Below are 19,998 nucleotides of genomic sequence, written 5' to 3'. Positions count from 1 at the left end.
CTTTCTCAATTCGACCCAGGCCTGTTCGCCACATCACAGCCGCCTGAGTCGCCTTCCCTCGCCGCGCAGGCCAGAAACAATCCGCCTGTAGAGCGCAACTGTTTCCGAGCCTGCATCACGCATTTGGCCACTCGCCCTGCATCGGCATTCGTTTGGGCAAGTTCTCGCCAGGATACAAGTTTTCCCTTTCAGGTTGTGTGCGCCTAGGTAAGTTGCCCATAAGGTGAGCGTACCGCTCCACCGTCGGAACTACAGATGCCCAGCAGATACTTCATGCTCTCAGGCGCTCCTCTCTCGCGCTTGACGAGAGAGGCCGCAAATACGTCGCCGTCATTGCCCACACCGAATTGTACAGGAAAAGGCCCGCCCCCTTGCGCCGGTGAGGCCGAGGCCGCTGACTGTTTTGCCAGCGGCACGCCCGTGACGACCATCACAGGCGAAAAGCCGGTCGAGACACTGGAGGTGGGCGACCGTGTGCTCACCTACGAGCACGGCCTGAGCACCGTGCGCTGGATCGGCTCTACCGAGGTCGACCTCTCGGCCTTCAACCGCGATCTTGTCCCCATCGTCATCGAACCCGGTGCCATGGGGAAGGGGCACCCGGCCGAACGGGTCGTTGTCTCCCCTTCGCACCGCATCTTCTGGACCGGGGCCATCGCCGAGCTTCTTTTCGACCACCCCGAGGTGCTCATTCCGGCCAGGTTTCTCGTCAACAAGACAACTATCCGCCGCGCCACCGAGATGGATCGGGTTACCTACTGGCACTTCATGTGTGACGAGCATGAAATCGTGTATTCAGCGGGCCTGAAGAGCGAGAGTTACCACCCGGGAACCTACGGAATGAACGGCCTGTCGGACGCCGCACGGCAAGAGCTGCTGACGCTGTTTCCGGAGGTCATGAGCTTCGACCCGAAGAGCGCCGTCGACACGGCACGCCCCACGCTACGCTACCACGAGGTAGAGGTGCTCAGAGACCTGCTCGGCACGCGCCTGCATGCGTGAGCGCCTGTGCCCGGGCTGCAAACCGGAATGGCGTGACGCGATCAGAGAATGCCGATCTCCGCCAGTTTCGCCACCAGCTCCGGCGGCATGTCCGGGTCGCCCTCGCGCCGCTGCGGCAGGTCGGACGGTGCGTCCTCGGGCTTGAGATACCGCCACCCCTGGAAGGGCCTGCGCACCGCAGGGGCCACCCGCACCAGTTCCGGCGCCAGCACGATCCCGCAACGGCGGATCCCGTCACCGCCCTCAACCTCATCGAGCCGCAGCACCTCCTGCCGCGCCTGGATCACCCCCTTGATGACCCAGTAGAGCGAGCCGCCATTCAACAGCACCGCCTCCTGCTTCGGCCACATCCGGGTCACGTGCCGAGTCTCCGCCTCGCCAGTCTCACGCCGCCGCTTCGCGCGCCAGGCCTCAAGCTGTTCCAGCGTGTCGACCCCGACACAGAGCTTGACCAGATGTATGGTGTTCTTTGAATGTTCACCCATGATATGGTAGCGTATGCCTCTGCCGCCGATTCTGCCAGATGGCTTCACAGTCGTTTGACCCGACCTGCAAAACCCACCTTCGGGGCGTTTGACCCCACCCGCCTGTCGCCCTATTGTCCGTCCTCTCACGACTCTCCGGGACACCGCCATGACCGCCTTCACCGCCCCGATCGCCGAAGCCATCTGGGACATGAAATACCGTTTCAAACAGGCCGATGGCACGCCCATCGACGAGACCGTGGAAGACAGCTGGCGCCGCGTCGCCCGGGCGCTCGCCGAGGTGGAGGCCAACCCGGCGGCGCGTGAGGAGGAGTTCTACGAAGCCCTGTCGGATTTCAAATACCTCCCCGCCGGCCGCATCCTCGCCGGCGCAGGCACCGCGCGCGCCGTTACCCTGTTCAACTGCTTCGTCATGGGTACCATCCCCGACAGCATGGGCGGCATCTTCGACATGCTGAAGGAGGCCGCGCTGACCATGCAGCAGGGCGGCGGCATCGGCTACGATTTCTCCACCATCCGCCCCAAGGGCGCCGCGGTCTCGGGCGTGGCCGCCGATGCCTCCGGCCCGCTCAGCTTCATGGATGTGTGGGACGCGATGTGCCGCACCATCATGTCGGCAGGCTCACGTCGCGGCGCGATGATGGCCACCATGCGCTGCGACCACCCCGACATCGAGGCCTTCATCGCCGCCAAGTCCGACCCGGCCCGCCTGCGCATGTTCAACCTCTCGGTGCTGGTCACAGACGCCTTCATGGAAGCCGTCAAGGCCGACGGCCCCTGGGAGCTCACCTTCGGCGACAAGGTCTACCACACCCTCCAGGCCCGTGACCTCTGGAACCGCATCATGCGCTCGACCTACGATTACGCCGAGCCGGGCGTGATCTTCATCGACCGCATCAACGCGATGAACAACTTGAACTATGTCGAAGAGATCGCGGCAACCAACCCCTGTGGCGAGCAGCCCCTGCCGCCCTACGGTGCCTGCCTGCTCGGCTCGATCAACCTCGCCAAGCTGGTCACCGACCCCTTCGAGGACGGCGCAAAAATCGACATCGAGGCGCTGACCAAGCTCACCACCACCGCCATTCGCATGATGGACAACGTGGTCGACGCCTCCCGCTTCCCCCTGCCCGAACAGGCCGCCGAGGCGCAGGCCAAGCGCCGCATCGGCCTCGGCGTCACCGGGCTCGCAGACGCGCTGCTGATGACCGGCCTGCGCTACGGCTCCGATGAAGCCGCCGCGCAAACCGAGGCCTGGCTCAAGGCCATCGCCCGCGCCAGCTACCTCGCCTCCGTCAAACTGGCCAAGGAGAAGGGCCCCTTCCCGCTGTTCGACGCCGAGCCCTACCTCGCCTCCGGCACCATGCAGCAGATGGACGACGACGTGCGCGAGGCGATCCGCACCCACGGCATTCGCAACGCGCTGGTCACCTCCATCGCCCCCACCGGCACCATCTCGCTCTACGCCGGAAACGTCTCCAGCGGCATCGAGCCAGTCTTCGCCTACGCCTACACCCGCAAGGTGCTCCAGCCCGACGGGTCGCGCACCGAGGAGGAGGTGGTTGATTACGCCGTGCAAATGTGGCGCGACCTGAAGGGCGACGCCCCCCTGCCCGACCATTTCACCAACGCCCAGACCCTGCCGCCCTCCGAACACGTGAAGATGCAGGCCGCCGCTCAGAAATGGATCGACAGCTCGATCTCCAAGACCATCAACTGCCCCGAAGACATCAGCTTCGAGGCGTTCAAGGAGGTCTACGCCCAGGCCTATGAGACCGGCTGCAAGGGCTGCACGACCTACCGCCCGAACGATGTGACAGGCTCCGTTCTCTCCGTCTCCGAAAAGACCGAAGAGCAGCCCAAGCCCGACAGCGACGGCGAGGTGATCTACATCTCCGAGCCGCTCGACCGACCGCAGGCCCTCGAAGGCGCGACCTACAAGCTCAAGTGGCCCGACAGCGAGCACGCCATCTACATCACCGTCAATGACGCGATGGTCGGCACCCAGCGCCGCCCCTTCGAAGTCTTCATCAACTCCAAGAACATGGAGCACTTCGCCTGGACGGTCGCGCTGACCCGGATGATCTCCGCCATCTTCCGGCGCGGCGGCGATGTGTCTTTCGTGGTCGAAGAGCTGAAAGCCGTGTTCGACCCGCGCGGCGGCGCCTGGATGCAGGGCAAATACGTGCCGTCGATCCTCGCGGCCATCGGCGGGGTGATCGAGCGCCACCTCATCGCCATCGGCTTCATCGCGGGCGAGGGCATGGGCCTCAAATCCGACCCACAGGCGCAGGTGGTTTCCATCGGCACCCCGCGCGGCAAGGCCTGCCCGTCCTGCGGCCAATTCACCATGCAGATGGTCGAAGGCTGCATGACCTGCACCTCCTGCGGCCATTCCAAATGCGGCTGAGGCAGCCCACCACAGCGCTGACGGCCTCGCACGCACGTTCCATCCTGGCGGTCAGGCTGCTAGCCTGGCCCCACCGGGCGCGGCTTCCGCGCCACCGCAGGAGATAGCGAATGCACATCACCCGCTCTGGCTCCGCGCCATCGACGACCGGCCCGGAAGAATACTTCACCGGCACCGTCCGGATCGACCCGCTGTTCCGCGCCGAACCGCCCGGGCGCGCCGTTGGCGCACAGGTGACCTTCGAGCCCGGCGCGCGCACCGCATGGCACACCCATCCCGCCGGCCAAACCCTGATCGTGACCTTCGGCAAGGGCCGCGTGCAGCGCGAGGGTGGCCCGGTGGAAGAGATCAGCGCGGGTGATGTCGTCTGGTTCCCCGCCGGTGAGAAGCACTGGCACGGCGCCGCGCCAGAAACCGCGATGAGCCACATCGCCATTCAGGAAGCCATCGACGGCTCCACCGTGACCTGGCTGGACAAGGTGTCGGACGCCGACTACGGCGGATAGTGCCGCGCCTTGGCGAACATGGCGTCGCCCTGACTGCTCAGAGCGGTCGCACCGCCATTTCCTCTGCAATCGCGGCATCCACCGGCACGTCATAGGTATTCAGGATCGTGCCGAGCGTCAGGTAAAAGCCCACCGTCGCAATCAGGTCAAACAGCGCCGCAGTGCCGATCTCGGCGCGCAGCTCCGCCTCCAGCGCGGCGGGCAGCTGGTGATCGTCCAGCATGGCATCCACCGCGCGGACCAGCTGCCTGTCTCCCTCCAGCCCCGCGTCGCGGACCGCCGCAATGCGCGCATCTTCCATGCCGAGGCTCCGCGCCCGGCTCACGTGATGGGCCCATTCATAGGCCGAACCTAGCCGCACCCCGACCCGCAAGATCACGATCTCCGAGCGCTCCGGGCCGAGGGCGCTGTCCTTTACCAGATGCTGCCGCAGCGGCGCCCAGGCCCGCACCAGCGCGGGATCATGCGCCATGGTCCGGTAGACGTTCAGTTGCCCGGCAAACCCGTCGCGCAGATCGGCGATTTCCTCGGGCCAATCCGCATCGGGGATCGGCCCCAAGCCGCTTTCGCTCATATCTGCCTCCCGTTCTTGCCCAGCCCACCAGCCGCAGGCCAAGCCCCGCCTAACCGTCGTCCTTGCCACCCTGAAGGCCCGACATCGCCTGCATCATCCGGATCATCGCCTCCGGATCATCCCCGGCACGAATGCCGAAGGCCCCCGGCAAGGGCTCTGGCTTTTTCGGCTTGCCCGGCAGGTCGAGGTCGTCGGGGTCATCCCCCGCGTTGATGGTGAAGCCACCGCTGTTCGCCGCCGGGCCAAAGCTCCAGCGATCATGCGGCGAAGGCCCGCGCCGCCAGCCCTCGGCCACGAACACCTGCGCCGTGCCGCAGCCCGGCCAATGGCTGCCCTGGTGGCCATGCATCACGATCGGCACATCCTCAAAAACGATGTCCTCTGCTCCCGTGGTGATCTTGCCGATGGAGAAATGCGGGCAACAGGCATTGCCGAGGTCCACCTTGGGAATGCGATAGGGCGCGCCCACCGTGGCGATCCGGCGGCCCTGGAAGGTGGGGCCAAACTCCAGCGGCACGGCGATATGGCCAATGCCGCCCTCGCTCACCACCTGCGCGCCCTCAAAGGCCACGAAGCGCTCGCGCCGGGCGAGCCACTCCAGGAAGAGGCCGATTTCCTCTTCGTACATGCCGGAAAGTTCGATCATTACGCGCACTCCCTTGCGGTTGCAGCCATGCTATGCCCCGCTGCCGCCAAGCGCAAACCGGCTCAGATCCCGAGCTTTCCCTTCAGCGCGGCAAGGCTCGCCCGCTCCGCCTCGCCCCAGTCGCCGCCCCGCGCCCGAAACAGCGTGGCCTGGCTGCGGTGCACGAGCCCGTCGGCGAGAATCTTCAGGTGATTGGCCCGCAGCGTTTCGCCGGAGGAGGTGATATCGGCCACCGCCTCCGCGGTTTCGTTCTTCACCGTGCCCTCCGTCGCGCCCTGGCTGTCCACCAGCGCATAGTCGGCCACCCCGTTCTGACGCAGAAACTCGCGGATCAGCCGGTGATACTTGGTGGCAATCCTCAGCCGGTGGCCATGGGTGGCGCGAAAGGCGGCGGCGGCGGCGTCCAGATCGTCCAGCGTATCCACATCCGCCCAACAGGCGGGCACGGCGATGATGAGGTTCGCCTGGCCAAAGCCCAGCGGCTCCAACTCCTCGATCCGCTGCTCCCACCCGGCGATCTTCTCGCGCACAAGGTCGGTGCCGGTGACACCAAGGTGAATGCGCCCATCCGCCAGCGCAGCCGGGATCTCGCCCGCACTCAGCAGGTGCAGCTCGCAGCCCTCAACGCCCTCAACCGCGCCTGCATATTCGCGCTCGCTGCCGGTCCGCTTGAGGCCCACGCCCCGCGCGCCGAACCAGTCGAAGGTCTTGTCCATCAGCCGGCCCTTCGAGGGCACGCCCAGCTTCAGCATCACGCCCCCTCCAGCTCGGCCAGCAGCGCCGGGCGGATCACCGCGCCCACCGCCGGAATCTCGCGGCCCTGCCCCAGCACCCGGCACAGCGCATCATAGCGCCCGCCACTGGCGACGGCGGGCAGATCGGGCCGTTGCGGGGCGAAGAAGCCAAAGACGAACCCATCGTAATATTCCAGCAGCGTGCGCCCGAACGAGCCTTCAAACGCAAGCGCCTCAAGCTCCACCCCCGCATCGGCCAGCGCATCGAGCCGCGCCGCGAAGGTGTCGAGCGCCGGGCCGAGGCCCGGCATGTCCACCGCGAGGTCGCGCAGATGCTCCAGCGCATCCACCGGTGAAGCGCGCACAGCCAGCAAATCGTCGAGCAGCTCCAGCTCCGCCTCGGGGATGGGCGGCTCTGCCGCATCGGCTTGGAGTGCGGCCATCCGGGCAAGCACTTCTTCGGGCCGCCGTTTGCCAATCTCCACCCCCGCGCCCGCCAGCACCTTCTCGGCAGACTCCTCGGCCAGCCGCGCCAGCAGCGCCGCGCGGGAGGCGGGCACTTTCGTTCGCCCGCCGAACCGGTCCAGAAGCGCCTTGAACCTGCGGGGCCGCCAGAGGTGGCGCATCAGCGCCGCACGCCGTTTTTCGGAGGTCGAGAGCCCGGCCACCGCCGCGCTCAGCAGCCCGATATCGCCAATCGCCGCCCGCAACCCGCGCCCCTCAAGGCATTGAGACATGAGCGAAAACACCTCGGCATCCGCCCGGGCGCGATCTCCGCGGTCAAACAGCTCGAAGCCCACCTGCTCAAACTCGCTCGGGCGTCCGGTGTCTTCTTCCTGCATCCGAAAGACCGTGCCCGCATAGCAATAGCGCGCCGGCTCTTGCCCCTGCGCCATATGGGCCTGCACCACCGGCACCGTGAAGTCGGGCCGTAGCATCAGCTCGCCGCGCAGCGGGTCGGTCGTCACATAGGCCCGTGCCCGGATTTCCTCGCCATAAAGGTCCAGCAGCGTGTCCGCCGGTTGCAGCACATCGGCCCCCACGCGCACCGCGCCCGCCGCCTCGAACAGGGTGATGAGGCGCGTGACCTCCTCGCGCGGCACCTCCTTGAGCATCAGTCGCGGTCCAGCATCTTTTGCACTTCGGCCACCAGATCGGCCCGCGCCACTTCCACCTGCGCCGGTTGCTCGGCCCATTCCTCACGGCTGAGCCCCTCGGCCAGCTTGGCGCCCAGCACGAGGTCTTTCAACTGCACCACGCCCCGCTCGGCCTCGTCCCCGCCCTGGATCACGGCCACGGGCGAGGCGCGTTTGTCGGCGTATTTCAACTGGTTGCCGAAGTTCTTGGGATTGCCGAGATAGACCTCGGCGCGAATTCCTGCGCTGCGCAGCTCCCCCACCATCGCCTGATAGTCCGCCATCCGCTCCCGGTCCATCACGGTAACCACCACCGGCCCCCGGGTCTCACCGGAAAGCCGCCCCTTCGCCCGAAGCGCCGCCAAGAGACGATCCACCCCGATCGAAACCCCGGTGGCCGGAACCGCCTGCCCGGTGAACCGCTTCACCAGATCATCATAGCGCCCACCGCCCGCAACCGAGCCAAACTGCCGGGGCCGCCCCTTCTCATCGGTGATCTCGAAGGTAAGTTCGGCCTCGAAAACCGGGCCGGTATAATACCCAAGGCCGCGCACCACGCTCGGGTCCACCTCGATCCGGTCCGGCCCATAGCCCTGTGCCGCCAGAAGCGCGGCGATCTGCTCCAGCTCGGCGATGCCCTCGGCCCCCACCGCGCTCTCGCCGACGGCGTCGCGCAAATTCAAAAAGGTCTCCTCGGCGCTCGCGGCCTTGGATGTCAAAAACGCCACCACCGGATCGGCCTGTTCCTGTGCCAGCCCAACACCCTCGATGAAAGCCCCGCTGTCATCCTTGCGGCCCTTGCCCAGAAGCTCGCGCACACCGGCCTCGCCCACCTTGTCGAACTTGTCGATGGTGCGCAGCACAGCATCCCGCTGGGCGTCATCCGAGAGGCCCATGCACTCCAGCACCCCGTTCAGCACCTTGCGGTTGTTGATCCGCACCAGGTAATCCCCACGCGGAATCCCCACCGCCTCCAGCGTATCCGCCAGCATCGCGCAAATCTCGGCATCCGCCGCTGGGGACGCCGAGCCAACCGTATCCGCATCGCACTGATAGAACTGCCGAAACCGCCCCGGCCCGGGCTTCTCGTTCCGCCAGACCGGCCCCATCGCATAGCGCCGATAGGGCGCGGGCAGGTCATTCCGGTATTGCGCCGCCACCCGCGCGAGCGGGGCTGTCAGGTCATAGCGCAGGGCCACCCAACCGCTGTCGTCCTCTTCCCAGGCAAAGACGCCCTCGTTCGGCCGGTCCACATCCGGGAGGAACTTGCCCAGCGCCTCCACCGTCTCCACGCCGCTCGTCTCCAGCGGATCGAACCCGTAGAGCGCATAGACCCGCGCGATCTCGGCCAGCATTGCGTTCCGCTCATCTACTTCCGCGCCAAAATAGTCGCGGAAGCCCTTGGGCGTTTCGGCCTTGGGCCGGGGCTGCTTTTTCACTTTCGCCATGGTCTCGGAGGCCTCGCTCACCAGTCGCGCGGGGCATAGCGCAGAGGGGGCCAACCCGCAAGGCAGGGGCTATCGGCGCGCCCCGCAATCGGCTACCAGAGCGCCATGACAGACCGCCTCGAAGAAGAACTCGCCCATATCACCCGCGCCGTGGAAGACCTGCATGAAATGGTCGTCGGCCAGGGCCGCAGGCTCGATACGCTGGAACGCCGGGTGGACTTGCTGATGAAGCGCGCCGCCGAGGCGGAGGCCGAGGGCAACACCGGCGGCGTGGTTCTGGGCGACGAACGCCCCCCGCATTACTGAGACCCTGCGCCTCGCGACCCCCGAATTTTCGTACGAAAATTCGTGCGCTACCGAACCGCCGCAGCCACCAGCTTGCGCTTGTGCATGAGCAGCTCAAAGCTCTGCCGGGAGCCGGGCGTCGGGTATACGCTGACAAAGGCCGTCGAGCGCGACAGCCGCTTCAGCTTGCCGTCGCTGCACACCCCGGCGCCACAGCCGCGGATGCCCGCATAGGCCTTGTCGGTCTCGGTGCGCAGCGCGCCGCCTCCGCCGCCGTAGTTGACCAGCTCATAGAGCGCGAGATCGCCAAACAGCGCCACCGCCCCCGTCACCTTGCGCGGGCAGCCATCGCTGAAGCCGGTGACGAAAAAGTTGCGCGGCCCCACCGTGCCCGGGCGCGTGTCATAGAGCTTCCAGCGCCCGTTCTTCTCGATCAGCTGGCCCAGTTCCCGGCCCTTGGCCGCGCAGCTTTCTTCCACCGCGCCAAAGGGCAGCGTCGCTTGGGGCGACTTGGATGAGGCGGTGCCCTTGGTCTCGGGCAGAGAGGCACAAGCGGAAAGGAGCGCGGTCAGCGCAGTCAGGAGTAAAATTTTCTTCATGGCAGCAGTCAGATATCTTCAACAGTCACAACGCCGCCCAGGGACTTGAGCGCGCTTTTGATCTGCGGATTTACCGGAAAGTCGCCCTCAAGCTCAAGGTGCACCTCTCCCGGCAGGTCTGCTGCCATGAGGCAGAGCGCGACCGACCCGCGCGATTTGCTGGCCTTGTCGGCCTCCGCCCGGTCGAGCAAAGACTTCACCGCCGCCGCCGCCGCGATGTCGTCGAGGAAGAGCCGGATGTCGCTCCGCCCGGCCTGTGCGGCCACCGCGTCGATCGGGGCAACCGAGCGGCCCAGCAGCTTGAGCTGTTCGGCCTCCATCGTCGCCTCGCAGGTCACCACCACATTGGCGCCCGTCTCCAGGAAGTCGCGCGATTTCTCCAGCGCCTCGCTGAACAGGGTCACCTCGTAAATCCCTGTTGGATCAGAGAGTTGCACGAAGGCAAAGCGATTGCCCCGCGCGCTCTTGCGCTCCTGCCGCCCGGCCACGGAGCCCGCCAGTTTCACCACCGCGGGCGAGCGTTGCACCTGAAGCGTCACCTGCTCCAGCGTGCTCACCCCCTGCCGTTTCAGCGGGCCCATATAGTCGTCCAGCGGGTGCCCCGAGAGGTAGAAGCCAATCGCCTTGTGCTCCTCCCCCAGCCGCTCGCCCACCATCCAGTCATCCACTTGCGGCAGGCGCGGTTCGGGCAGGTCGTCCCCCGCCTCGCCAAAGAGCGAAACCTGAGCGGAAGCCCGCTGATCGTGGATCGCCGACGAGTAGCTCACCAGCGGATCGAGGGCGGCAAACACCCGGTGCCGATTCGCATCCAGCGTGTCGAAGGCTCCGGCGCGGGCCAGCATCTCCAAGGGCCGCTTGCCGATCTTCTTGAGGTCCACCCGGCGGGCAAAATCATAGAGCGAGACAAACTCGCGCCCGTCTCGCGCCTCCACGATCAGCCGCATCGCGTCGGCGCCCACGTTCTTCAGCGCGCCCAGCGCATACACCACCTTTCCGTCCTTCACGGAAAAGCTCTCCAGCGAGCGGTTCACGCAGGGCGGGATAATCTCGATATCCAGACCCCGCCGCACCTCCTCGGCATAGACGGCGAGCTTGTCGGTCAGATGGATATCGCAGTTCATGACGGCGGCCATGAACTCCACCGGGTGGTTCGCCTTCAGCCATGCGGTCTGGTAGCTGACCACCGCATAGGCCGCCGCGTGCGACTTGTTGAAGCCGTAATTGGCGAACTTGTCGAGCAGCGCCCAGGTCTCCTGCGCCTTCTTCTCGTCAACGCCGTTTTCCTTGGCCCCAGCGAGGAACTTCGGCTTCTCGGCGTCCATCGCCTCCTGAATCTTCTTGCCCATCGCGCGGCGCAGCAGGTCGGCGCCGCCAAGGCTATAGCCGGCCATCTCCTGCGCGATCTGCATCACCTGTTCCTGGTAAACGATGATGCCCTGCGTCTCGTCGAGGATATGGTCGACCGTCGGATGCAGCGTGTCGCGCTCGCTCAGCCCGTTCTTCACCTCGCAATATTTCGGGATGTTCTCCATCGGGCCGGGGCGGTAGAGCGCCACCAGCGCCACGATATCCTCAATGCAGTCGGGCTTCATGCGCCGGAGCGCATCCATCATGCCCGAGCTTTCCACCTGAAACACCGCCACCGTCTTGGCACTGGCATAGAGCTTGTAGCTCTTCTCATCATCCAGCGGGATCGCGTTGATCTCGTTCACCGCACCATCGGGCGGCTCATAGAGCGTCTCGCCCTCCGGCCCAATGTGAATGTCGCGGCCGCCACCGTTGATCAGGTCCACCGCGTTCTGGATCACGGTCAGCGTCTTCAGGCCGAGGAAGTCGAACTTCACCAGCCCGGCCTGCTCCACCCACTTCATGTTGAACTGGGTCGCGGGCATGTCGGAGCGCGGATCTTGATAAAGCGGCACCAGCTCATCCAGCGGCCTGTCGCCAATCACAACGCCCGCCGCGTGGGTCGAGGCGTTGCGCAAAAGCCCCTCCACCTGCTGGCCGTAGGTCAGCAGCCGGTCCACCACCTCTTCGGCCCGCGCCTCCTCGCGCAGCCGTTCCTCGGTGGCCAGCGCCTTCTCGATAGACACAGGCTTCACGCCTTCCACCGGGATCATCTTGCTCAGCCGGTCCACCTGCCCGTAAGGCATTTGCAGCACCCGCCCCACGTCGCGCACCGCCGCCTTCGACAGAAGCGCGCCGAAGGTGATGATCTGCCCCACCCGGTCGCGGCCATATTTCTCCTGCACGTAGCGGATCGTCTCCTCCCGCCGGTCCATGCAGAAGTCGATATCGAAGTCGGGCATGCTCACCCGCTCGGGGTTCAAAAACCGCTCGAACAGCAGCGCGTAACGCAGCGGGTCGAGGTCGGTGATCGTCAGCGCATAGGCGACGAGCGAGCCCGCGCCCGAGCCCCGCCCGGGGCCAATCGGGATGCCGTTGTCTTTCGACCATTTGATGAAATCGGCCACGATCAGGAAGTAGCCGGGGAAGCCCATGCCCTCGATAATCCCAAGCTCAAAGTCGAGCCGCTCTTGATACTCCTCCACCGAGGCCGCATGCGGAATAACCGCCAAACGCGCCTGCAAGCCCTCGTTGGCCTGCCGCCGCAACTCCTCCACCTCATTCTCCGCGAACTTGGGCAGGATCGGGTCGCGCCGGTAGGCCATGAAGGCGCAGCGCCGCGCGATTTCCACCGTGTTCTCCAGCGCCTCGGGGAGGTCGGCAAAAAGCGTCGCCATCTCCTGCGCGCTCTTGAAATAGTGCTGCGCCGTCAGCCGCCGCCGGTCTTCCTGCTGGTCCACATAGGCGCCCTCGGCGATGCAGATCAGCGCGTCATGCGCCTCGTAGATCTCGGGCTTGGGGAAATACACATCGTTGGTCGCCACCAGCGGAATGCCCTTGGCATAGGCCATCTCCACATGGCCCCGCTCGCTCTTGGCCTCTGCCTCCGGCAGCCCGTCCTCACCCGGATGCCGCTGCAACTCGATATAAAGCCGGTCGCCGAAAATCCGGTGCAGCGCATCCACCAGGATCTCCGCCTTCGGCCTCTGCCCGGCGCGCAGCAGCCGCCCAACGGGCCCGTCCGGCCCGCCGCTGAGGCAGATCACATCGCCCGAATGCGCCTCCAGGTCTTCCAGCGTCACATGCGCCTCCTGCCCGTCCCCGCGCAGGTAGAGGCAGGAGTTGAGCTTCATCAGCGCCTCATAACCCCGCTCGCTCTGGGCCAGCAGCACAATCGGCGCGGGCGGCACAGGCTTTCCGCCCGGCGCGGCCTGCTCGTATTCAAGGTCCACCTGGCAGCCCATGATCGGCTGAATGCCCGCACTCGACAGCGTGACGCTGGCCTCCAGCGCGCAGAACATGTTGTTGGTATCGGTCACCGCCACGGCAGGCATCTCGGCCTTCTCGCAGAGGCCCGCCAGCTTTTTCACCGGCACCGCCCCTTCCAGCAGGGAATACTCGGTGTGAACGCGCAAATGGATGAATCGGGGAGAGCTCATGTCGCTACCCTATGGCGGCCACGCGGCGGATTGAAGTAGCATCCGCGCCATGGATCTGCCCGCCCTTCTCGACCGGCTCAACACCGAGGCCCGCGCCGCCGCCGATTGGGGCGAAGTGGCCGCCTATATCCCCGAGCTGGCGCGCGTCGATCCGGCGCAATTCGCCATCTCCGTCGCGCTGGCCGACGGCACGATGCACTCCGCCGGGCAGGCGCAAACGCGCTTTTCCATCCAGTCCGTCTCCAAGGTCTTTACCCTCGCCTGCACCCTCTCGCGCATCGGCGAGTCGCTCTGGTCCCGCGTGGGCCGCGAACCCTCAGGCGACCGCTTCGATTCCATCCTGCTGCTAGAGCAGGAGCAGGGCCGCCCCCGCAACCCCTTCATCAACGCCGGCGCACTGGTCACAACCGATGAACTGCTGGCAGGCCGCGCCCCGAAGGAGGCGCTCTCCGAGATCCTCAGCTTCATCCGCGCGGCAGCGGGCGACGACGACATTCACATCGACGCCGCGGTGGCGAAATCGGAGGCCGAAACAGGCTTCCGCAACATCGCGCTCGCCAACTACCTGAGAAGCTACGACAACCTGAAGAACATGCCCGAAATGGTGCTCGGCACCTACTTCCACCAATGCGCCATCGAGATGACCACCGAGCAGCTCGCCCGCGCCGGGCGCGGCATCGCCGGGCTACCGGGCGCGCCGCTCCTACTCTCGGCGGTCAAACGCCGCCGCATCGCCGCGCTGATGATGACCTGCGGCCATTACGACGGCTCGGGCGACTTCGCCTTCCGCACCGGCCTGCCCGGCAAATCGGGCGTCGGCGGCGGCATCCTCGTGGCGGTGCCCGGCGTCGCCTCCATCGCCGTCTGGTCGCCGGGCCTCAACGCCTGGGGCAATTCCAAGGTCGGCACCGAGGCAATTGAGCGGCTGGCCCACGAGACGGGATGGTCGGTGTTCGGCTGATAACACCGTCATCCTCCGGCCCGACCCGCGGACCTCGCAGCACCAGCACGCACCGTCATCCTCGGGCTCGACCCGAGGACCTCCCACCACAGAGATCCTCGGGTCAAGCCCGAGGATGACGCCCAAAACCTAGCCACCCAGCTAACCATCTTGACGCGCAGCCTCGACTCACATTACCTAGCCACATGGCTAACCAACTCGACAGCTTCTTCTCGGCCATCGCCGACCCGACCCGCCGCGCCGTGATCGAACGCCTCACGCGCGGCCCCGCCCCCGTCAGCGAGCTGCACGCCCCGCACGACATGGCCCTGCCAACCTTCCTCAAACACCTGAAAGTGCTGGAAACCGCCGGCCTCACCCGCTCGGTCAAAAAGGGCCGGGTCCGCACCGTCCACATCGAGACGGAACCGCTGGCGCAGGCCGAGCACTGGCTCACAACCCAACGCAAACTCTGGGAAGGCCGGCTGGACCGCCTCTCAGCCCTCGCCGAACGACTGGAAAAAGGAGGCGACGCATGAGCGCCCTGAAACACGACACACTGACCCTCACCAAAACCATCGCCGCCCCGCCCACGCGCCTCTTCCCGCTGATGACCCAGCCGGACTACCGCGCCGAATGGGGCGCCCCCACCGAGAACACCCGGCTCGACATCGTCGAGGCCGACATCCGCCCCGGCGGGCGCGAACTGTCGCGATGCGGCCCGGCGGACAACCCCGAATTCGAAGTCACCACCGACTTCCACCACCTCGAAGCCCCCAGCCTCCTGACCTTCACCGAAACCATCCGCATCGAAGGCGCGCCCATCTCCTGCGGCCTCTGCACCGTCGAGATCGCGCCCGAGGGCCCGGGCACTCGCCTCACCGTCACCGCCCAGCTCTCCAGCCTCATCGGTGACGAGATGGCCGCAGGCTACACCGAGGGCTGGACAGCCGCCCTCGCCAACCTCGACCGGCTTGCAACGAAGGAAACCGCATGACGCCCGACATCGACCCCAAGCTCGACCTCACGCTCTCGCGCCACATCAAGGCCAGCCCCGCGACGGTCTGGAAATGCTACACCACGCCCGAATTGCTCTGCCAATGGTTCGTGCCTGCGCCGTGGACATGCGCCGACGCAGTCCTCGATCCCCGCCCCGGAGGCCGCTTCTACAGCCTCTTCAAGGGCCCGGAAGGCGAGGAAATGGCCAACGAAGGCGCCTTCCTGCTCGCCGAGCCTGAAAAGCGCCTCGTCTTCACCGACTTCTTCAGGGCGGGCTTCGTGCCCAACGAAACGCCCTTCATGCTGGCCGACATTACCCTGACGCCAAAGGACGACGGCACCGAGTATACAGCGGTGGTGCGCCACCGCTCACCGGAAGATTGCCAGAAGCACGCCGACATGGGCTTCGAGCACGGCTGGGGCGCCGCCGCCGATCAACTCGCCGCGCTGGCGGAACGGCTCTAGCCCCGCGGGAGGGCGAGTGGGGTGTCTTGGGCGCAGGCCCAAGCACGTCACCCCGCCTTCCGCCCAAAAAGCGGGCACTCGGTGAGCGCTGCTGCCGAAACGGGCAAATTTTCTCTTGCCAGCCCCGCCCTGCCCCCGCCACACTGTCCCGCAGGGCCGCACTTCTACGCCGCATCGAAGGCATCGCCCTGGGGACCAACTCGGTAACGCGGCAGGTCAACCCATGAACATCACGTTTCTTCTCAACGGAGAGACCGTGGAGCTGCGCGACATCTCCCCCACCACCACGGTGCTCGACTGGCTGCGCGAGCAGCGGGGCCTCACAGGAACAAAGGAGGGCTGCAACGAAGGCGATTGCGGCGCCTGCACGGTGATGGCCCGCACGCCCGACGGCCCCTGGGCCGCACAAAACGCCTGCATCATGCTGCTGCCGCACCTGCATGGCCGCGAAATCCGCACCGTCGAGGGCGTCGCCGCGCCCGATGGCACCTTGCACCCGGTCCAAAGCGCAATGATCGAGCACCACGGCTCCCAATGCGGCTTCTGCACTCCCGGCTTCATCACCTCCATGGCCGCCGCCCACGCGAACGGCGCGCAGGATCATAACGACAAGCTCGCCGGCAACCTCTGCCGCTGCACCGGCTATGCCCCCATCGCCCGCGCCGCCGAGGCCGCCGCCGCCGCGCCGGTGCCCGCCCACCTCGCAGGCCGCTCTTCGCTCTCCACCCAGCCGCAACCGGCGATCCCCGAAAGCGCCGATGCGCTCGCGGCCCTCTACGCCGCGCATCCCTCCGCCACGCTCATCGCAGGCGCCACCGACGTCGGCCTCTGGATCACCAAAAAGCTCGCCGACCTCGACGACACCATCTTCCTCCACCGCGTCTCCGACCTGAACTTCGTCACAGTCACCGACACCGAAATCCGCATCGGTGCCACCACCCCCATCGCCGCCCTGCGCGAGGCCATTGCTCCCCACCACCCGAGCCTCGCCGAACTCTTTCGCCGCTACGGCTCCGAGCAGGTCCGCGCCGCCGCCACCATCGGCGGCAACATTGCCAACGGCTCCCCCATCGGCGACAGCCCCCCGGCCCTGATCGCACTCGGCGCCACCCTCCACCTGCGCCATGGCGAGACCCGCCGCAGCCTCCCGCTGGAAGACTTCTTCATCGACTACGGCAAACAGGACCGCGCACCCGGCGAATTCGTCGACGCCGTCTCCTTCCCGCGCCAGCCCGATACCCTGCGCTGCTACAAGCTCTCCAAACGCTTCGATCAGGATATCTCCGCAGTCTGCGGCTGCTTCAATATCACCGTCGAAAACGGCACCGTCACCGCCGCCCGCATCGCCTTCGGCGGCATGGCCGCCACGCCCAAACGCGCCGCCGCCACCGAGGCCGCGCTCATCGGCAGCCCATGGGAAGAGACCTCTATCGCACGGGCCAAGACGGCAATGACAACCGACTACCAGCCGCTCTCCGACATGCGCGCCTCCGCCGACTACCGGATGACAGCGGCACAAAACATGCTTCAGCGCTACTGGCTGGAGAGCACGGGCACCGCCACCTCCGTCCTTGAGGTGCAGCCATGAGCGTCGCCAAACCCCTCCCGCATGATGCTGCTCCCCTCCACGTCACGGGCCAGGCCCGCTACGTCGATGACATCCCGACGCCCGCCAACACGCTCCACCTCGCCTTTGGCACCTCCGCCCATGCCCGCGCCAGCATCACCGCGCTCGACCTTGCAGCCGTCCGTGCCGCCCCCGGCGTCATCGCCGTGCTGACGGCGGACGACCTGCCCGCCGCCAATGACGTGAGCCCCTCCGCCCACGACGAGCCCCTGCTCGCCGAAGGCGAAGTCTATTACATCGGCCAGCCGATCTTTCTCGTCGTCGCCACCAGCCACCTCGCCGCACGCAAGGCCGCCCGGCTCGCAACCGTCACCTACGCAGAAAAACCGGCCCTGCTGACCATCGACGATGCCATGGCCGCCAATTCCCGCTTCGAGGACGGCCCCCGCGAATACACGCGCGGCGACCTTGCCGCAGGCTGGGCACAGGCTGCCACCACGGTCGAAGGCTCGATCGAGCTTGGCGGGCAAGAGCATTTCTACCTCGAAGGCCAGGCCGCCCTCGCCCTGCCGCAGGAGGGGGGCGACATGGTGGTGCATTCTTCCACCCAGCACCCCACCGAGATCCAGCACAAGGTGGCCGAGGCGCTCGGCGTGCCGATGAACGCCGTGCGTGTCGAGATCCGCCGCATGGGCGGCGGCTTCGGCGGCAAGGAAAGCCAGGGCAACGCCCTCGCCTGCGCCTGCGCCGTCGTCGCCCGCCTCACCGGACGACCCGCAAAGATGCGCTACGACCGCGACGACGACATGATGATCACCGGCAAGCGCCATGACTTCCGCATCGACTACCGCGCCGGTGTGGATGCCCAGGGCAAGCTGGTGGCGGTGGAGTTCGACCAGCTCTGCCGCTGCGGCTGGGCGCAAGATCTCTCGCTGCCGGTCGCCGACCGCGCCATGCTCCACGCCGACAACGCCTATTTCATCCCCGCCGTGCGCATTACCTCGCACCGCCTGAAGACCCACACCCAATCCGCAACCGCCTATCGCGGTTTCGGCGGCCCGCAGGGTATGGTGGGGATCGAGCGGGTGATGGATCATCTCGCCGCTGAACTGGGGTGCGATCCGCTGGTGCTGCGCCAGAAGAACTTTTATGCCTCCGGCGGGAGGTATTTAGAGCAAGAAAATGAACAGGTGGCGCCTTCCACGGCGGGCGTTGAGGAGGACTTGACCTCGCGAGGTGCGGTGGCCACCGGCGAGCCCGACAAGGTCGTGGCGGTGCCTGTTGGGGCGCAGACCACGCCATACGGGCAAGCGGTGGTGGATTCGGTCGCGCATGAGCTGGTGGCGGCGCTTTGCGAGAAGGCCGATTACGCCGGGCGGCGCGCGGCAGTGGAAAGATGGAACGCCGAGAACGCGGTGCTCAAGCGCGGGCTGGCGCTCACCCCGGTCAAATTCGGCATCTCATTCACGCTCACCCACCTCAATCAGGCCGGCGCGCTGGTGCATGTGTATCAGGACGGCTCGATCCACATGAACCACGGCGGCACGGAGATGGGGCAAGGGCTGTTCCAGAAGGTTGCACAGGTGGCCGCCTCCCGCTTCGGGGTGCCGCTGGAGCGGGTGAAGATCACCGCCACCGACACCGGCAAGGTGCCCAACACCTCCGCCACGGCGGCCAGTTCCGGCAGCGATCTCAACGGCATGGCCGTCGCCGCTGCCTGCGACGAGATCAAGGCCCGCATCGCCGCCTTCCTCGCCGAGGTCCACCAGGCCGACCCGGCAGAGGTGCGCTTCGAGGGTGACGCGGTGCTTGTCGGGGCCGACGTGATCCCCTGGGAGAAGGCCGTGGCCGAAGCCTACGTGGGCCGCGTCTCGCTCTCGGCGACCGGCTTCTACAAGACCCCTTCGATCAGCTGGGACAGGATCAAGGGCGAGGGCCGCCCGTTCTTCTATTTCGCCTATGGCGCGGCGCTCACCGAGGTGGTCGTGGACACGCTCACCGGCGAAAACCGGATGCTGCGGGTCGACATCCTGCATGACGCCGGCACCTCCCTGAACCCCGCGCTCGACATCGGGCAAGTCGAGGGCGGCTTCATTCAGGGCGCGGGCTGGCTCACCACCGAAGAGCTGGTCTGGGACAACACGGGCCGTCTCACCACCCACGCCCCCTCCACCTACAAGATTCCCGCCTGCTCCGACCGCCCCCCGGTGTTCAACGTCGCGCTCTGGCCCAATGCAAACCGCGAGCCCACCATCTACCGCTCCAAGGCCGTCGGCGAGCCGCCCTTCATGCTCGGCATCTCCGCCCTCATGGCCCTGTCGGACGCCTGCGCCGCCTGCGGCCCGCACTACCCGGCGCTGGAGGCCCCGGCCACCGCCGAGCACGTGCTCGAGGCCATCGGGCGGGCCCGGGCAGGAGAGAGCGGATGAGCTTTGACCGCGACAGCCTCGCCGCCGCCATTGCCGCCCATGGCGAGGTGGCCCGCGTTGTCGTCGTCAGCGCCCAAGGCTCCACGCCGCGCGGCCCCGGCACGTCGATGCTGGTCTGGAACGGCGGCCAGCAAGGCACCATCGGCGGCGGCGCGCTGGAGTGGGAGGCCTGTGCCATGGCCCGCGCGCGCCTCGGGGCAGAGCCCGTCACTGTCACCCTTCCGCTCGGCCCGGCGATGAACCAGTGCTGCGGCGGCACCGTCACGC

Annotated in this window: 19 protein-coding genes; 11 read left to right on the top strand and 8 right to left on the bottom strand. The window is 66.7% G+C overall.

Features of this window, described 5'->3' with window-relative positions; translation table 11 throughout:
• Positions 1–255 precede the first annotated feature (255 nt).
• Positions 256–1,002 carry a Hint domain-containing protein gene (locus DYI42_RS13885; protein WP_342344664.1) on the top strand — a complete coding sequence of 249 codons (747 nt, stop codon included), beginning with the start codon at positions 256–258 and terminating at the stop codon, positions 1,000–1,002.
• A 41-nt stretch (positions 1,003–1,043) separates the two neighbouring features.
• On the opposite strand, the gene DYI42_RS13880 is transcribed toward DYI42_RS13885, so the two are convergent.
• The gene (locus DYI42_RS13880) at positions 1,044–1,487 is read right to left on the bottom strand and encodes a DUF1489 family protein (RefSeq protein WP_213546589.1); all 444 of its coding nucleotides are present in this window, start codon (positions 1,485–1,487) and stop codon (positions 1,044–1,046) included.
• 148 nt (positions 1,488–1,635) lie between these two features.
• Between DYI42_RS13880 and DYI42_RS13875 the strand changes: the two genes are divergently transcribed.
• Both DYI42_RS13875 and DYI42_RS13870 read left to right on the top strand, forming a co-directional pair.
• Positions 1,636–3,897 (top strand): adenosylcobalamin-dependent ribonucleoside-diphosphate reductase, encoded by a 2,262-nt coding sequence (locus tag DYI42_RS13875; protein ID WP_213546588.1) that lies wholly within the window; start codon positions 1,636–1,638, stop codon positions 3,895–3,897.
• 110 nt (positions 3,898–4,007) lie between these two features.
• Positions 4,008–4,403 (top strand): (R)-mandelonitrile lyase, encoded by a 396-nt coding sequence (locus DYI42_RS13870; protein ID WP_213546587.1) that lies wholly within the window; start codon positions 4,008–4,010, stop codon positions 4,401–4,403.
• Positions 4,404–4,440: 37 nt separating this feature from the next.
• Here DYI42_RS13870 and DYI42_RS13865 read toward each other — a convergent pair whose 3' ends face one another.
• The 5 genes from DYI42_RS13865 to hisS form a co-directional block, all read right to left on the bottom strand.
• Complete coding sequence (locus tag DYI42_RS13865; protein WP_213546586.1) at positions 4,441–4,977, bottom strand: carboxymuconolactone decarboxylase family protein; 537 nt, start codon at positions 4,975–4,977, stop codon at positions 4,441–4,443.
• 49 nt (positions 4,978–5,026) lie between these two features.
• Positions 5,027–5,623: a hypothetical protein gene (locus tag DYI42_RS13860; protein ID WP_213546585.1), complete on the bottom strand. Its 597-nt coding sequence runs from the start codon at positions 5,621–5,623 to the stop codon at positions 5,027–5,029.
• Positions 5,624–5,685: 62 nt separating this feature from the next.
• Positions 5,686–6,378, bottom strand: a complete 693-nt coding sequence (gene hisG, locus DYI42_RS13855; protein ID WP_213546584.1) for an ATP phosphoribosyltransferase — start codon at positions 6,376–6,378, stop codon at positions 5,686–5,688.
• Positions 6,375–7,472: an ATP phosphoribosyltransferase regulatory subunit gene (locus DYI42_RS13850; protein ID WP_213546583.1), complete on the bottom strand. Its 1,098-nt coding sequence runs from the start codon at positions 7,470–7,472 to the stop codon at positions 6,375–6,377. The genes hisG and DYI42_RS13850 overlap by 4 nt, the downstream gene beginning before the upstream one ends.
• Positions 7,472–8,941, bottom strand: a complete 1,470-nt coding sequence (gene hisS, locus DYI42_RS13845) for a histidine--tRNA ligase (protein WP_213546582.1) — start codon at positions 8,939–8,941, stop codon at positions 7,472–7,474. The genes DYI42_RS13850 and hisS overlap by 1 nt, the downstream gene beginning before the upstream one ends.
• 105 nt (positions 8,942–9,046) lie before the next feature.
• On the opposite strand from hisS, the gene DYI42_RS13840 reads away from it, so the two are divergent.
• The gene (locus DYI42_RS13840; protein ID WP_213546581.1) at positions 9,047–9,247 is read left to right on the top strand and encodes a SlyX family protein; all 201 of its coding nucleotides are present in this window, start codon (positions 9,047–9,049) and stop codon (positions 9,245–9,247) included.
• 47 nt (positions 9,248–9,294) lie between these two features.
• On the opposite strand, the gene DYI42_RS13835 is transcribed toward DYI42_RS13840, so the two are convergent.
• Both DYI42_RS13835 and dnaE read right to left on the bottom strand, forming a co-directional pair.
• Positions 9,295–9,825 carry a hypothetical protein gene (locus DYI42_RS13835; RefSeq protein ID WP_213546580.1) on the bottom strand — a complete coding sequence of 177 codons (531 nt, stop codon included), beginning with the start codon at positions 9,823–9,825 and terminating at the stop codon, positions 9,295–9,297.
• 8 nt (positions 9,826–9,833) lie between these two features.
• Positions 9,834–13,331 (bottom strand): DNA polymerase III subunit alpha, encoded by a 3,498-nt coding sequence (gene dnaE, locus DYI42_RS13830; RefSeq protein WP_213546579.1) that lies wholly within the window; start codon positions 13,329–13,331, stop codon positions 9,834–9,836.
• A 49-nt stretch (positions 13,332–13,380) separates the two neighbouring features.
• Here dnaE and DYI42_RS13825 point away from each other — a divergent pair, with 49 nt between their 5' ends.
• From DYI42_RS13825 to DYI42_RS13795, 7 genes are all read left to right on the top strand, one after another.
• Complete coding sequence (locus DYI42_RS13825) at positions 13,381–14,292, top strand: glutaminase (RefSeq protein ID WP_213546578.1); 912 nt, start codon at positions 13,381–13,383, stop codon at positions 14,290–14,292.
• A 185-nt stretch (positions 14,293–14,477) separates the two neighbouring features.
• On the top strand, positions 14,478–14,810 hold the full coding sequence (locus DYI42_RS13820) for an ArsR/SmtB family transcription factor (protein WP_213546577.1): 333 nt from the start codon (positions 14,478–14,480) through the stop codon (positions 14,808–14,810).
• Positions 14,807–15,268, top strand: coding sequence for an SRPBCC domain-containing protein (locus DYI42_RS13815; protein ID WP_213546576.1), 462 nt, complete (start codon positions 14,807–14,809; stop codon positions 15,266–15,268). The genes DYI42_RS13820 and DYI42_RS13815 overlap by 4 nt, the downstream gene beginning before the upstream one ends.
• Positions 15,265–15,735: an SRPBCC family protein gene (locus tag DYI42_RS13810; protein ID WP_213546575.1), complete on the top strand. Its 471-nt coding sequence runs from the start codon at positions 15,265–15,267 to the stop codon at positions 15,733–15,735. The genes DYI42_RS13815 and DYI42_RS13810 overlap by 4 nt, the downstream gene beginning before the upstream one ends.
• 223 nt (positions 15,736–15,958) lie before the next feature.
• Entirely contained in the window at positions 15,959–17,323 is a 1,365-nt protein-coding gene (xdhA, locus tag DYI42_RS13805) for a xanthine dehydrogenase small subunit (protein ID WP_213546574.1), read from the top strand.
• Positions 17,320–19,731, top strand: coding sequence for a xanthine dehydrogenase molybdopterin binding subunit (gene xdhB, locus DYI42_RS13800; RefSeq protein WP_213546573.1), 2,412 nt, complete (start codon positions 17,320–17,322; stop codon positions 19,729–19,731). The genes xdhA and xdhB overlap by 4 nt, the downstream gene beginning before the upstream one ends.
• Positions 19,728–19,998, top strand: a 271-nt coding sequence (locus DYI42_RS13795; RefSeq protein WP_274608820.1) for an XdhC family protein, incomplete at its 3' end; no start/stop codon positions are given. The genes xdhB and DYI42_RS13795, both read left to right, overlap by 4 nt.

It is taken from the genome of Vannielia litorea (assembly GCF_018424695.1).
GTDB classification, from domain to species: Bacteria; Pseudomonadota; Alphaproteobacteria; order Rhodobacterales; family Rhodobacteraceae; genus Vannielia; species Vannielia litorea_A.
The sequence above is the reverse complement of the archived record's forward strand: the minus strand, read 5'-3'. Positions and strand labels throughout refer to the sequence as shown.